Origin of the sequence: Sphingomonas sp. MS122 (assembly GCF_049532975.1) — a bacterium.
Lineage (GTDB): Bacteria > Pseudomonadota > Alphaproteobacteria > Sphingomonadales > Sphingomonadaceae > Sphingomonas.
This window is the reverse complement of sequence record NZ_CP186695.1, coordinates 3,964,870-3,978,661: the sequence shown is the minus strand read 5'-3', so window position 1 is coordinate 3,978,661 and position 13,792 is coordinate 3,964,870. Positions and strand designations below refer to the sequence as shown.

The following is a 13,792-nucleotide window of genomic DNA, read 5'->3' as shown; positions in this document are numbered from 1 at the left end:
ATCCATTCTGGCGGACGTCTCAAAGGAGCCGCACCGGCAGCGTCAATGGATCCCCACCTTTCGCGGGGATGACGGTGGAGAGGGATAAACCGATCGCCAAGCTTCAGGCCTGGCCGAGTTCCCCGGCCTGGCCGCCGGCAGCGGCCCGCTCTTCGAGCTGCTGATAGTAGAGGCCGTTGAAGTCGATCGGCTCGAGCATCAGCGGCGGGAACCCGCCGTCGCGGACGGCATCGGCCAGCACGCGGCGCGCGAACGGGAACAGCAGGCGCGGCGCCTCGCCCAGCAGGAACGGCTGGAGATGCTCGGCGGGGATGTTGCGGACCGCGAACAGGCCGGCATAAGCGAGGTCGACGACGAACGCGACCTGGCCCTCGGTTTCGGCGCGCACGTCGATCTTGAGCACCACCTCGTGCACGTCCTGCGCGACCTCGGCCGAGCCGATGTTGAACTGGACGTCGAATTGCGGCTGTCCCTGGACCTGGTAGATCGCCGGGGCGTTCGGATTCTCGAACGAGAAGTCCTTCACATATTGCGAGATCACGCCCACCGAGGGGGCGGTGTCGGCGCCGTTCGCGAGCGGCTCACCAGTCGCGTCGTTCTGGGGCGCTGCGTTTTCCGGCTCGTCCATCGTTCGAAAGTCCTTCTTGTCTGGGATATAAGTCGCGGCAATCCGCGTTGGAATGACGGTCGCGCCTAGCAGGGGCGATCAAGCGTTTCAACGGGCGTGCACGCGCGCTGATCGCGGCGCCGTTCATGCTATATTTGAATCGGGCGCGTATCCTGCCTATGTGGAGGGTGGAAACGAGGTGTCCCAAGTGTATCTGGTCATATTGTTCGCAGCGATCGCGGCCTTTCTGGCGCTGAGGCTCTACTCGGTGCTGGGCAAGCGCACCGGGCATGAGCAGCAGCCGCTGCCGCGTGCGGCCGAGGAGCGCGTCGGCGCGCCGCCGATTCCGCGCACGATCGACATGCCGGCGGAGGTCCGCGAGCCCGGCCCGCGCAGCGTGGAAGCGGGCGCCGAGGGCGGCCTGCGCGCGCTGGTCGCGGCCGATCCGAGCTTCGACGTCGGCCAGTTCGTCGAGGGCGCCAAGTCGGCCTACAGGATGATCCTCGAGGCGTTCTGGAAGGGCGACCGCGACACGTTGGGCTGGCTGGTCGAGGATGAGGTCCGCGACAGCTTCGTCGCCGCGATCGACGCGCGCGAGGCGGCGGGCGAGACGCTCGACAACCGCCTGATCTCGATCGAGCGCGCGGCGATCGCCGAGATCGCGATCGAAGGCCGCACGGCGCGCATCACGATGCGCTTCGACGCCGACATCGCCGCGGTGACTCGCGACAAGGACGGCAACGTCATCGCCGGCTCGCTGAGCGACGCGGTCGAGACGCACGACGTGTGGACGTTCAGCCGCGACCTGCGCAGCGACGATCCCAACTGGAAGCTGAGCGACACCGACGAAGCTTGAGGGGTAGCCGATGCGCGCTTGGGGGGTAGCGGCGCTGGCCGTGGCATTGAGCGGTTGCGTGCCGTCGTCCTCGGGGCCGGAGCCGGTGGGTTCCGCGCCGCCGCCGCGTTCCTCGGTTCCCGTCCGCCAGCCGACCGCTGCGACCCCGCTCGCGCCGAGGCCGGCGCCGGCCGCTTCCGAGACCACCGCCACGGCCGCTGCGGCCGGGCTGTTGGCCGGACCCGATATCGCCGACCTGCCGATCACTGCCGCCGGTGCCGCGCGGGCGCTGGAAGCCTTCCGCATCACTTGCCCGAGCCTCACCAAGCGCACTGATGCCAGCGGCCTCACCCGGGCCGAAGACTGGCGCGCGGCGTGCGACGCGGCGCGGAGCACGCAGGTCAGCGGTGCCGCAGCCTTCTTCGCGCGCCACTTCGAGGCGGTGCAGGTCGCCGACGGCAAGGCCTTCGCCACCGGCTATTACGAGCCCGAGATCGCCGGGTCGCGCACGCGGCGGCCGGGCTATGAGACGCCGATCTATGGCCGGCCTGCCGATCTGATCGACGTCGACCTCGGCACCTTCTCGGACAATCTCAAGGGCCGCTCGATCCGCGGGCGAGTCGATGGCACCAAATTCGTGCCCTATCACGACCGTACCGCGATCGAGCAGGGCGCGCTCGCCGGGCGCGGTCTGGAGATCGCCTGGGCGGCGGACCCGGTCGAGCTGTTCTTCCTGCAGATCCAGGGCTCGGGGCGGCTGCGGCTGCCCGACGGCGGGGTGATGCGGATCGGCTATGCCAGCCAGAACGGGCGCGACTATACCGGCATCGGCAAGCTGATGCTCGACCGCGGCATCCTCGCCAAGGGCCAGGCGTCGATGCAGGGCATCATGGGCTATCTTCGCGCCAATCCCGAGCAGGGCCGCGCGATCATGCGCGAGAACAAGAGCTACGTCTTCTTCCGCGAGCTGACCGGGCCGGGGCCGCTCGGCGCGATGGGGCTGCCGGTGACCGGGCGCGGCAGCGTCGCGGCCGATCCCAAGTTCGTGCCGATGGGTGCGCCGGTGTTCCTGTCGATGGACCGCCAGGACGCAACCGGCATCTGGGTCGCCCAGGATACCGGCGGCGCGATCAAGGGCAGCAACCGCTTCGACACTTTCTGGGGTGCGGGCGATGAGGCACGCGCGATCGCCGGCGGCATGGCGGCGCGCGGCACCGCGTGGCTGCTGCTGCCCAAGGGAACGCTCGCGCGCCACCGCGCGGACTAGACACGAAAAGAGTCCGTACCCCGGTTCGAACGAAGGATTGTGATCGCCCGTGGAAGGTCGCCGACAAGGAGTGCAGTGCAGACGCGTAGCTGAAGCTACGCGCAAACGAGCGACGAAGTGTCGGTGCGACCGTCCCCCGGACGGCCGCAGCCATGCCGGGGGCATGGCGGGCCGACACTTCGGCGGCCTTCCACGGGCGACCGCGCAGCGGCGGGCGTCTTTTCGTGCCGTGCGGCGTCGCTCGTTGGTCACGATGGAACCCCATCGCTCCCTCCTTGCTCCTAGCCTGGCGCAAAAATCCGCTCCGTCGCGACCTCGTTTGAACCGGGTACGGACCCTATGCCGCCGCGAGTGATGACGCCCGAGGAACGGGCGCTGTGGGCGCGCGTGATCGCGACGGTGACGCCGATCGCGCGCGAGCCGGTTCCAGCCACGCCACCCGCACCCAAGTCCCCGGCGCCCGGCGCGCCGGAGGCCGCGCCCGCAACTCGCGTGAAGGGACGCGTGCCGCCCGCTCCCCCACTCAAACCCAGGCCCGCGCCGCCCCCGGCGGACACGCTGGACGCCGGCTGGGACCGCCGCCTGTCGCGCGGGCTGGTGGCGCCCGAGAGCTCGATCGACCTGCACGGTCACACGCTGGCGACGGCGCATGCGCGGCTGGACATGGGCCTGGAGATGGCGATCGCGCGCGGCGACCGCGTGCTGCTGCTGATCACGGGCAAGCCGCCGCGTCCCGAATCGGAGCGGCCGCACGCGCGCGGCGCGATTCGCGCGGCGGTCGGCGACTGGCTCGCCGCGTCGCGGCATTCGGACCGGATCGCCGCAGTCAGAAACGCGCATCCGCGACATGGCGGGCAAGGCGCGCTGTACATCGTTCTGAAAAGGCAACGAAACGCCGGCGCGCGAAATTCTTAACCATTTCGGACCTATACCAGCCCATCGTCCCGCTCTCGCGGGAGCTTTGGGGGATCACGCAAGCGCGATGAACGGGTTCTCGCTCAAGAGTCGCGCGATCGTCTTTGCGATCTGCGCCGGAGCGTTCGTGTTCATCCTGGCGCTCGCGGCCACTTCGGGCGGGAAATTCGGCACCGAGAACGCCGCCACCGCGCTGATCGCGGCGATCATCTGCGCGGCGATGTGCTGGGCCTATGCCGAGCGCACCATCGCCGCCACCGCGGAGGCGATCGACGCGGCGATCGGACGGCTGACCAGCGCCGCCAACGGCGACCTGGAGAGCGAGATCCCGAGTGAGGTGGGGGAATGCGTGCCGCCGCTGGCCGAGGCGATGGACGGGCTGTTCCGCCAGCTCCATTCGAACCTGGAGAGCGTGCAACGGCTGGCGCTGTTCGATCCGGTCACCGCGCTGCCCAACCGCATCCATTTCCGGCGCAGCTGCGAGCGCGTGCTGACCGAGCTGCCGCCCGAGACGATGGCGGCGTTGTTCTTCGTCGATCTCGACCGCTTCAAGGCGGTCAACGACACGCTCGGCCATGCGATGGGCGACCAGCTGCTGGGGATGGTCGCCAACCGACTGCGCGCGGTCGCCGACCGATTCGGCGTCGAGGACGCGATGCGCCAGCCGCTGATCGGGCGGCTCTCGGGCGATGAGTTCACGATCTTCTTCCCGGCGATCTCCAATGTCCGCGACGCCGACCGGATCGGGCGCGGCATCCTGTTCGCGCTGTCCGAACCGTTCGACCTGGCCGACCAGGAAGTCGGCATCGGCGCTTCAGTCGGGATCGCGATGCGGCCCGAGCACGGCACGACGCTGACCGACCTGATGCGCGCCGCCGATGCCGCCATGTACCATGCCAAGGCGCAGGGCCGCGGGCGCGCCGAACATTTCAGTGAGGAGCTGGCGACCGAGATCGCCGAGCGGGCGCAGCTCGAGACCGATCTGCGCGGCGCGGTCGAGCGCGATCAGTTCGCGCTGGTCTATCAGCCGCAGATCAGCGCCGCCGACGGCCGCATCGTCGGGGCGGAGGCACTGCTGCGCTGGCAGCATCCCGAGCGCGGCCTGTGCCTGCCGGGCAGCTTCATCGGCCGCGCCGAGGAGACCGGCCTGATCGTCGAGATCGGCGAATGGGTGGTCGAGAGCGTCGCCAACACGATCGCGCGCTGGGGCAAGCTCGGCGTGGAGCAGCGCATGGCGGTCAACATCAGCCCGCGCCAGCTCGACCACGCGACCTTCTTCCGCCGGCTGCGCGAGGCGATGCAGGCCGCGGACGCGCCCGCGCGGCTGCTCGAGCTCGAGATCACCGAGACGCTGGCGATGCACTGCTCGCGCGAGGTGATCGACGCGATCGCCGCGCTGCGCGCGGATGGCGCGAGCATCGCGATCGACGACTTCGGGACCGGCTATTCGAACCTCGCGCGGCTGCGCGACCTGCCGCTCGACCGGGTGAAGCTTGACCGCAGCCTGGTCGAGAATGTCGCCACCAACCCCGAGGCGCGCACGATCGCGCAGGCGGTGATTGGGCTGATCCACGGCCTGGGCTGCGAAGTCGTCGCCGAGGGGATCGAGACCCAGGCGCAGCTCGACGTGCTGCGCGTGATCGGCTGCGACGTGCTGCAGGGCTATGTCATCGCCCAGCCGATGGCCGAGGAGGCGTTCATCGCCTGGGCCCAGCGCGCGCCGCGGCTCGAGGATGTCCGGATCGCGGGCTAGGCGAACACGCGCCGCAGCAGGTTTGCGTAGATCGCGGTGAGCTTGTACAGGTCGTCGAGCGCGACGGCCTCGTCGAGCTTGTGCATCGTCGCGTTGAGCAGGCCGAACTCGACCACCGGACAGATGCGCGAAAGGAAGCGCGCGTCCGACGTCCCGCCAGTGGTCGAGAGCTCGGGGCGGAGGCCGGTCTCGGCCTCGATCGCATCCGCGACGAGCGCCGACAGGGGGCCCGGCTCGGTCAGGAACGCCTCGCCAAAGACGCGGCCGCGGACATGCGCGGCGGGGGCATGGGCGTGGACGATGCGCTCGATCCGCTCGACCAGCTCGGGGCCGCGCTGGCGGTCGTTGAAGCGGATCGAGATGCGCGCCGACGCTTTGCCCGGAATGACGTTGGTGGCGGGATTGCCTACCTCCAGATCGATCACCTCGATGTTCGAGGGCTGGAACCAGTCGGTGCCCTGATCGAGCTCGATCGCATCGATCTCGGCGAGGGCGCGGACGAGGCGGGGGACCGGATTGTCGGCGAGATGCGGATAGGCGACATGGCCCTGACGCCCGGGCACCTCGATGTCGATCACGGTCGAGCCCCGGCGGCCGATCTTTATCGTGTCGCCGAGGCGGTGGGCGCTGGTCGGCTCACCGACCAGGCATAGGTCGGGGCGGATGCCGCCGGCTGCCATTCGCTCCATCAGCGCTAGCGTGCCGTAGGTTGCGGGCCCTTCCTCGTCGCCGGTGATAATCAGGCTGACGGTGCCGGTCGGAGGCGACGCGGCGACGGCTGCGGCGAAGGCGGCGATCGAGCCCTTCATGTCGACCGCGCCGCGGCCGTAGAGGAGACCGCCGCGGATCTCGGGCTCGAACGCGCCCGAGGTCCAGCCCTGGCCCGGCGGGACGACGTCGAGATGTCCGGCAAAGGCGAAATGCGGCCCGGGCCCGGCGGTGCGCATTGCGAGAAGATTCTCGACCGGACCGTCGGGGGCCTCGCCCGTCACGAAGCGGTCGACCGCGAAGCCGAGCGGAAGCAACGCCGCCTCGAGCACGTCGAACACCGCGCCGCGCGCCGGCGTGATGCTCTCGGCGGCGATCAGGGCCTTGGTCAGTTCGACGACGTCGGGCAATACGGCCTCCACAGGATCAGGAGGCTCCATTGCCCAAGCTCGACCTCGACACAATCCCGCAGACCAACGCGACCGGCTATCCCGATCCGTTCGATCAGCCGGTGCAAGGCCGGTGGTATCGCCGGCTCGCACCTGCCGGAGGGCTCGCCGCGATGGGCGTCAGCCATGTCACGCTCAAGCCCGGCGCCTGGTCGTCGCAGCGCCATTGGCACGCGATCGAGGACGAGTTCGTGGTGGTGCTGACGGGCGAGGCGGTGCTGATCGACGATTCGGGCGAGACGATCATGCGGCCCGGCGATTGCGCGGCATTTCCGGCCGGGGACCGCAACGGCCATCACTTGCAGAACCGCTCCGACGCGGATTGTGTTTTCATTGCGGTCAGTGCCGGCGACCGGACGGCCGATTGGGGCGAATATCCCGATATCGACATGCGCTTCGCGCCGGAAGGCTATGCCCGCAAGGACGGTACGCCCTATCCGACCAGACGGCTCAAGTAATCAGCCCGTGGCGGATTGCTCGAACTGCTCGAGCACCCATTCCTCCTCCTGCGCGGCGGCGATCCAGTCCTGCATGAAGGGGTGCTGGAGCACCGCGCTCATATAGGCCGGCGCGAATCGTGCGACCGGAAGCGAATAGGTGACGAAGCGGGTGACGACCGGCGCGAACATCACGTCCGCCGCACCGAACGCGCCGAACAGGAACTCGCCGTCGCCGCCGTAGCGCGCGCGGGCCTGCGCCCACAGCTCCATGATGCGCTGGATGTCCTGCATCACATCGTCATCGGGCGTCTTGGGCTCGTAGACCTGGCGAATGTTCATGCTGTGCTTGCGGCGCAGCGCGGCGAAGCCCGAATGCATCTCCGCTGCCATCGACCGCGCCATCGCGCGCGCGGCGGTGTCGGCGGGCCAGAATTTGTCGCCGCCCGATTTCTCGTTCAGATACTCGACGATGGCGAGGCTGTCCCACACCACCGCATCGTCGTCCCACAGGATCGGCACCTTGCCCGAGGAAGGCGCGAACTCGTCGCCCTCGCGCCGCTTGTCCCAGTCGTCGTCGTAGAGCGGGACAACGACCTCTTCGAACGGAAGGCCCGAGAGCTTGCAGGCGAGCCAGCCGCGCAGCGACCAGGACGAATAGGCCTTGTTGCCGATGATGAGCTTGAGCATGCGCGCGGGATAGCGGCGGGGCGAGGCAGGAGCAACCATCGACGAATTGCTTGCGGGCCACGGGGATTGGCGACACCATCTTGGTCCGCAGGGGTGTGGGGGAAAAGATGTTGCGTAGCTGTGTGCTGACGATTTCGGCGCTCGCGCTGATTGGCGCTGCGTCGCCACAGGCCGCGGCGCCGGTGGCACGTCCGCCGCTGCCGGTGGAGGCCTTTGCCGAAGTACCGCAGATCGACGATCCCGAGATATCTCCCGACGGCAAGCAGATCGCGGGCAAGGTCGCGATCAAGGGCGAGCAGTATTTCGCGGTGATGACGCCCGGCTCGAGCGCGCCGCCCAAGCTGCTCAATCCCGGCAAGGCCGATCTCAACTGGTGGAGCTGGGTCAACGACGAATGGCTGGTCGTGGGCATCGGCCAGGAAGTGCCGGTGCAGGGCGATAGCTGGTATGTGACGCGGGCGCTTGGCTATTCGATGATCACGGGCAAGGTCATTACGCTTCCCAAGAACGCGGCGCAGCGTGGTGACGACGTGATCTGGAGCGCGCGCGACGGCTCGGCGCGCGTCATGGTCGCCTACCAGACCTCGATCTACACCAACGAGCCCGGCTTCTGGCCGCAAGTGGACGAGATCGACCTCGCCACCGGCAAGCGGCGCACGATCGTGCCGAGCAGGCCCGGCGTGGCCAGCTGGTATGCCGACGGCGACGGCGTCGTGCGCATGGGCATCGGGATGAGCGAGGACGGCCGCTCGCGCCGCGTCCATTATCGCGACCGGCCGGGCGCGACGTTCCGCACCATCGACAAGGCCAGGACGCGCGACGAGCGGCTGACGGTGCCGGCGCTGTTCCTGCGCGATGCGAGCAAGGCGCTGATCATCGACGACGACGAGGGCGGCTATTCGGCGCTCTACGAGCTCGACCTCAAGACGCTTGAACGCGGCAAGCAGCTCTTTGCGAGCAAGGGTTATGATATCGGCGGAATCATCCCGGATTCGAGCGGTTTCGGCTATCTGGGCGTGGCGGTGAACGAGAACCGGCCTGAGATCCGCTGGACCGACCCGGAGATGATCGCGATGCATGCGGCGGTCGCAGGCCTGGTGAAGGGTGCGCAGGTCCGCATCGTCTCGACCAGCCGCGATCGCTCGCGCGCGATCGTCCGGGTCGGCGGCGCCGACGCGCCGGGCGGCTACTACATCTATGAACCCGCCATCGGGGGGATGGAGCCTCTCGGGTTCAACAGCCCGACGATCAAGATGCGGCGCATGCATCCGGTGCGCACGATCCGCTACAAGGCGCGCGACGGGCTGGAAATCGCCGCGGTGCTGACGCTGCCGTTCGGGCGCAAGGAGAAATTGCCGCTGATCGTGATGCCGCATGGCGGGCCATTCGCACGCGACAGCGAGACTTGGGATTGGTGGGGGCAGTTCCTGGCCGATCGCGGCTATGCGGTGATCCAGCCCAATTACCGCGGATCTTCGGGATACGGCACGCCCTTCACCGAGAAGGGCGAGGGCCAATGGGGCCTGGCGATGCAGGACGATCTCGACGATTCGGTGAAGGCGCTGGCCGATCTCGGCATCGCCGATCCGGCGCGGGTGTGCATGGTCGGCGCCTCCTATGGCGGCTATGCCGCGATCCGGGCGGCGCAGCGCGACGGCGAGAAATATCGCTGCGCGGTGTCCTATGCCGGCGTGTCGGACCTCAACCGCATGCTCAAGCACCAGCGCAACTTCCTTTTTGGCGGCGCGCGCGGCGACTGGCTGCGCAAGCAGGCGCCCGATCTCAAGAACGTGTCGCCGCTCAATTTTCCGGGCGAATTCTCGATTCCCCTGCTGCTGGTGCATGGCGACGAGGATCGGGTGGTGCCGCCGGTGCAGTCCAAGGTGCTGGCGCAGAAGCTCAACGCGGCGGGGAAGGACGTGACCTATATCGTCCAGCCCAAGGCCGACCACCATTTCAGCCGGACCGAGGACCGGCTCGAGTTCCTGAAGGCGCTGGAGGCATTCCTCAAGCAGCACAATCCAGCCTGAGCCGTTGCGTCCCGGTCGCCCCGGCGGATAGGGCGGAGGCGGGATCGGCTGGAGCGAAGGGGGACGAATGAAGCGGCGCATTCTGCTCGCCTCGGCGCTGTTGCTCGCCGTCGGCGGGTGCAGCGGCGGCACGAAGGCCGATCCGCCCGTCGCGAACCCGACGCCCACGCTGACACCGCCGCCAACCGTGGCGATCCGCGGCGAGGCGCGGATGTTGAGCGGGACGGCGCAGGTCAGCTTCCTGCATCGCGCGGCACGGGTGGGCGCGGTGTACGGCTTCGGCGCGGATGGCCGGCGGATCGATTATGTCGCGACCGACTATGTCGCCACCGAGACCGGGATCGCGCGGACGCCCGGGTCACGAATCCCGGACTTTGCCGCCTACACCTATGTCCGATCGGTGGGGGACAAGTTCGACTTCGTCGCCGATCCGCGCAATCCGCCGCTGACGATCAACCACGCGGTCTATGTCGACTATGACGGACTGACGAGCGACCGGCAGGTGCGCGCCGTCGCGCCGAGCGCGGCGACCGGCAAGGTCCTGTGCCTGGGCGACAGCATCGCCGCCGGGGCGCACACGGCCGCGCAATTCTATTCGGGCAATGATTCGCAGAGCTGGTGTGGGCTGATCCGCAAATTCCTGGGGCCGGCCTCGACCGTCGAGAATGTCTCGGTGCCGGGCGCGGTGGTCGGTGGTGCGCTCGGCCAGCTCGACGACCTCGTCGCGCGGCGCGCGGATACGGCGGTGATCGCCTACGGGATGAACGACCACATCAGCGGCGGGGTCGATGCGGCCCAGTTCCGGACCGACCTCGACACCGTGGTCGGCCGCCTGAAGGCCGAAGGCGTGCGGGTGATCCTGGTCGGCTTCTTCCAGCGAAACCCGCTCTACGCGCTGGAGGATCCGGCGCGCACCGCCGCCTTCAACGAGGCGATCCGGCTGGTGGCGCAGGGGCGGGGCGTGGCGTTGGTCGACGTGCAGGCGGGGTTTCCCAAGGCGGCCCCGGCCGGGGCACCGGTGTTCACCCACCTCACCGCGGATTTCCTCCACCACCCGAACGTCTACGGCCAGCGCGTCTATTTCTCGCTGATCGTGCCACACTTCCTGAAGCGCGACATGTGGGCGAGCGAGATCGAGGATTACGTCCTGGCGGACTGGTAGGCGATCAGACGCTGACCGCTTCGAGCACCGCGGCGCGCAGCTCGGCGATGCCGTCGCTCTTCTCGCTCGAGGTGGCGAGGATGTCGGGGTGCGCGGCGGGGCGCTTGCGCGCCTCGGCGATGGTGCGCTCGGTCACTTCGGCGAGCTCGGACGGCTTGATCTTGTCGCCCTTGGTCAGGACGAGGCGATAGCTGACCGCCGCGGCGTCGAGCATGTCGAGGATCTCGCGATCGACTTCTTTGATCCCGTGGCGGCTGTCGATCAGCACCAGCACGCGCTTGAGTACGTGGCGGCCGCGCAGGAAGTCGTTGACGAGGAAGCGCCACTTCTTGACCACGTCCTTGGGCGCTTTGGCGAAGCCATAGCCGGGCATGTCGACGAGGCGGAACCGCACCGGGTCGCCGACGTCGAAGAAGTTGAGCTCCTGCGTGCGCCCCGGCGTGTTCGAGGTGCGCGCGAGCCCGTTGCGGCCGGTCAGCGCGTTGAGCAGCGACGACTTGCCGACGTTCGACCGCCCCGCGAACGCCACTTCCGGCACCGTCGGATCGGGCAGGAAATGGAGCGCGGGCGCGGATTTCAGGAAGGCGACTGGGCCGGCGAAGGTTTTCCGCGCGGTCTCGATCGCTTCTGGTTCGAAATTCGTCACTTCTTCGTGGGCTTCCCGTTGCCGCCGTTCACCACCGCGGGCACCGGCTCCTTGAGCGACGGGTGGCGCATGTAGAGCAGCTTCTGCTGAGCGATGGTGAGCAGGTTCGAAGTGATCCAGTAGAGCTGGAGACCCGCCGCGAACGGCGCCATCACGAACATCAGCACCCATGGCATGATCGCGAAGACCTGCTTCTGCGTCTCGTCCATCGGCGCCGGATTGAGCTTGAACTGCGCCCACATCGACACGCCGAGCAGGATCGGCAGCACACCGATCGCCAGGAAAGCCGGCGGGTTGAAGTCGAGCAGCCCGAACAGGTTGAGCACGTGCAACGGATCAGGCGCCGACAGGTCCTTGATCCACAGGATGAAGGGCTGATGGCGCATCTCGATCGACAGCATCAGCACCTTGTACAGCGCGTAGAGGATCGGGATCTGGAGCAGGGTGGGGAGGCAGCCCGCGAGGGGATTGACCTTTTCCTCCTTGTACAGCTTCATCATCTCCTGCTGCAGGCGCGGCTTGTCGTCCTTGTAGCGTTCCTGCAGCGCCTTCATCTTGGGCTGCACCGCGCGCATCGACGCCATCGACGCGAACTGGCGCTGCGCGATCGGGAAGAGCAGCAGGCGGACGGTGAGCGTCAGCAGGATGATCGCCACGCCGAAATTGCCGACCATCCGGAACAGCCAGTGGAGGTAGTGGAAGATCGGCTTCTCGAAGATCTCGAACCAGCCCCAGTCGATCGAGCGGCCGAAGGCGCGGATGCCTTCCTGTTCCTCATAGTGATCGAGCAGGTTGATGTCCTTGGCCCCTGCGAAGAAGCGCGAGGTCTGGGTGACCATCTGGCCCGGGCCGACCTGACGCGCGGTGACGGGCGCGAACTGCGCCTGGGTCGCGGTGCCCGCCGCCGGGCGGAACTGCAGCTCGGTCGCCATGCCCTGGTCGGGGACGAGCGCGGTGAGCCAGTAGATGTCGGTGTAACCGATCCAGCCGCCGGTCGCGTTGAAGCGGGTCTGCGCGTCCGGCTTGGCTACCGTGTCGTAGTTGACGTCGTAATCGACTCCCTTGCCGTCATACGACGCAACCGGGCCGGCATGGATCGTCCAGGTGTCGTGGTCCTTGCCCGGGCCGTAGCGGTAGAGATAGCCATAGCCGGCGACGCCGATCGGCTTGTCGCCGAGATTGGCGACGCGCTGGCGGACGGTGAACATATAGCCCTCGTCCACCGACAGCTCGATGATGAAGCGCTGCGTGCCGTTGCTGGCGGTGAGCTTCACAGGAGTGGTCGGAGTCAGGCGGTTGCCGCTGGCCTTCCAGATCGTGTCGGGGCCGGGTGCGTTGATCCCCTGGCCCGACCAGCCGAAGCCCGCGAAATAGGCGTCGCGCGTGCCCGAGGGCGAGAGCAGGCGGATCGGGTCGCTGTCCTTGGCGATCGTTTCCTTGTGCTTGACCATCACCAGGTCGTCGATGCGCGCGCCCTTGAGGTTGATCGAGCCGCGCACCGTCGGCGTCTCGATCGCCACGCGCGGGGTCTCGGCGAGCACGATCCTGCGATCGCGGATCGCGGCGGGGGTGTCGGCCGCGGGGTCGGCGCCGGGGTTCTGCACCACCTCGGTCTTGCCGCCCTCGATCTTGGTCACCGGGGGATTGGCTGTGGGGAAGAGCCGCTCGGTGACCAGCGGCCATCCGAACAGCAGCAGTGCGGCGAGCACGGCGAAGAGGAGGAAATTCTTCTGGTCGTCTTTCACGTCAGTCCCCGGTTCAGGAAATCAGGGCACGGGGTCATAGCCGTGCCCACCCCACGGATGGCAGCGAAGGATGCGCTTGAGCGCGAGCCATCCGCCCTTGAGCGCGCCATAGCGGGAGAGTGCCTCGATTGCATAGGCCGAACAGCTCGGCGCGTAGCGGCAGCTGGGCGGCAGGACACGCGACGGGCCGAGCTGCCAGCCGCGCGCGATCAGGATGAGGGCGCGGGCGATCATCGTTTGATCTTGCCCAGTGCCTTGCTGAGGTCGGCCTTGAGCGCCGCGAAGTCGCGCTCGATCCCGGAATTGCGGCCGATCAGCACATGGTCGGCGCCGGGCACGCCCTCGGCGGGCAGGATCGCACGCGCGAGCTCGCGAAAGCGACGCTTCATGCGGTTGCGCACGACCGCGTTGCCGACTTTCTTGGAGACGGTGATGCCGATTCGCATCGTCGCGTCATCGTCGCCGCGCACATGGACGAGCAGCACGAACCCGGGCATGGGCGCGCGCTTGCCGGCATTGGCGGCGAGATAATCCTTGCGCAGCGTCAG

At 68.2% G+C, this 13,792-nt stretch carries 14 protein-coding genes; 7 read left to right on the top strand and 7 right to left on the bottom strand.

The genetic code is table 11. The annotated features are described in order from the left end of the window. Window positions 1-103 precede the first annotated feature (103 nt). Entirely contained in the window at window positions 104-628 is a 525-nt protein-coding gene (secB, locus tag ACO227_RS18970) for a protein-export chaperone SecB (RefSeq protein WP_423604046.1), read from the bottom strand. 187 nt (window positions 629-815) lie between these two features. On the opposite strand from secB, the gene ACO227_RS18965 reads away from it, so the two are divergent. From ACO227_RS18965 to ACO227_RS18950, 4 genes are all read left to right on the top strand, one after another. Next, on the top strand, window positions 816-1,463 hold the full coding sequence (locus tag ACO227_RS18965; protein ID WP_423607401.1) for a Tim44/TimA family putative adaptor protein: 648 nt from the start codon (window positions 816-818) through the stop codon (window positions 1,461-1,463). Window positions 1,464-1,473: 10 nt separating this feature from the next. Then, a complete protein-coding gene (locus ACO227_RS18960) occupies window positions 1,474-2,709 on the top strand; it encodes a murein transglycosylase A (RefSeq protein ID WP_423604045.1) in 1,236 nt (411 codons plus the stop codon). A 354-nt stretch (window positions 2,710-3,063) separates the two neighbouring features. Further along, complete coding sequence (locus tag ACO227_RS18955; RefSeq protein ID WP_423604044.1) at window positions 3,064-3,624, top strand: Smr/MutS family protein; 561 nt, start codon at window positions 3,064-3,066, stop codon at window positions 3,622-3,624. Window positions 3,625-3,691: 67 nt separating this feature from the next. After that, window positions 3,692-5,377, top strand: a complete 1,686-nt coding sequence (locus ACO227_RS18950) for a putative bifunctional diguanylate cyclase/phosphodiesterase (RefSeq protein WP_423604043.1) — start codon at window positions 3,692-3,694, stop codon at window positions 5,375-5,377. Here the strand turns inward: ACO227_RS18950 and dapE are convergent. Further along, on the bottom strand, window positions 5,374-6,525 hold the full coding sequence (dapE, locus tag ACO227_RS18945; RefSeq protein WP_423604042.1) for a succinyl-diaminopimelate desuccinylase: 1,152 nt from the start codon (window positions 6,523-6,525) through the stop codon (window positions 5,374-5,376). The two genes, ACO227_RS18950 and dapE, sit on opposite strands and share 4 nt — an antisense overlap. Between dapE and ACO227_RS18940 the strand changes: the two genes are divergently transcribed. Further along, on the top strand, window positions 6,525-6,992 hold the full coding sequence (locus ACO227_RS18940; protein ID WP_423604041.1) for a cupin domain-containing protein: 468 nt from the start codon (window positions 6,525-6,527) through the stop codon (window positions 6,990-6,992). The two genes, dapE and ACO227_RS18940, sit on opposite strands and share 1 nt — an antisense overlap. On the opposite strand, the gene ACO227_RS18935 is transcribed toward ACO227_RS18940, so the two are convergent. After that, entirely contained in the window at window positions 6,993-7,661 is a 669-nt protein-coding gene (locus tag ACO227_RS18935) for a glutathione S-transferase family protein (RefSeq protein WP_423604039.1), read from the bottom strand. A 122-nt stretch (window positions 7,662-7,783) separates the two neighbouring features. Here ACO227_RS18935 and ACO227_RS18930 point away from each other — a divergent pair, with 122 nt between their 5' ends. Next, on the top strand, window positions 7,784-9,691 hold the full coding sequence (locus ACO227_RS18930) for an alpha/beta hydrolase family protein (protein WP_423604038.1): 1,908 nt from the start codon (window positions 7,784-7,786) through the stop codon (window positions 9,689-9,691). A gap of 67 nt (window positions 9,692-9,758) precedes the next feature. Beyond that, window positions 9,759-10,853, top strand: coding sequence for an SGNH/GDSL hydrolase family protein (locus ACO227_RS18925; RefSeq protein WP_423604036.1), 1,095 nt, complete (start codon window positions 9,759-9,761; stop codon window positions 10,851-10,853). A 4-nt stretch (window positions 10,854-10,857) separates the two neighbouring features. Here ACO227_RS18925 and yihA read toward each other — a convergent pair whose 3' ends face one another. Genes yihA through rnpA form a run of 4 tightly spaced genes read right to left on the bottom strand, consistent with a single transcriptional unit; the run spans window position 10,858 to window position 13,741 of the window. Beyond that, window positions 10,858-11,499 carry a ribosome biogenesis GTP-binding protein YihA/YsxC gene (gene yihA / locus ACO227_RS18920; protein WP_423604034.1) on the bottom strand — a complete coding sequence of 214 codons (642 nt, stop codon included), beginning with the start codon at window positions 11,497-11,499 and terminating at the stop codon, window positions 10,858-10,860. Further along, window positions 11,496-13,244, bottom strand: coding sequence for a membrane protein insertase YidC (gene yidC / locus ACO227_RS18915; RefSeq protein ID WP_423604032.1), 1,749 nt, complete (start codon window positions 13,242-13,244; stop codon window positions 11,496-11,498). The genes yihA and yidC overlap by 4 nt, the downstream gene beginning before the upstream one ends. A gap of 21 nt (window positions 13,245-13,265) precedes the next feature. Further along, on the bottom strand, window positions 13,266-13,478 hold the full coding sequence (gene yidD, locus ACO227_RS18910; protein ID WP_423604031.1) for a membrane protein insertion efficiency factor YidD: 213 nt from the start codon (window positions 13,476-13,478) through the stop codon (window positions 13,266-13,268). After that, the gene (gene rnpA / locus ACO227_RS18905; RefSeq protein ID WP_423604029.1) at window positions 13,475-13,741 is read right to left on the bottom strand and encodes a ribonuclease P protein component; all 267 of its coding nucleotides are present in this window, start codon (window positions 13,739-13,741) and stop codon (window positions 13,475-13,477) included. Before rnpA ends, yidD begins: the two co-directional genes overlap by 4 nt. Between the last annotated feature and the right edge of the window lie 51 nt (window positions 13,742-13,792).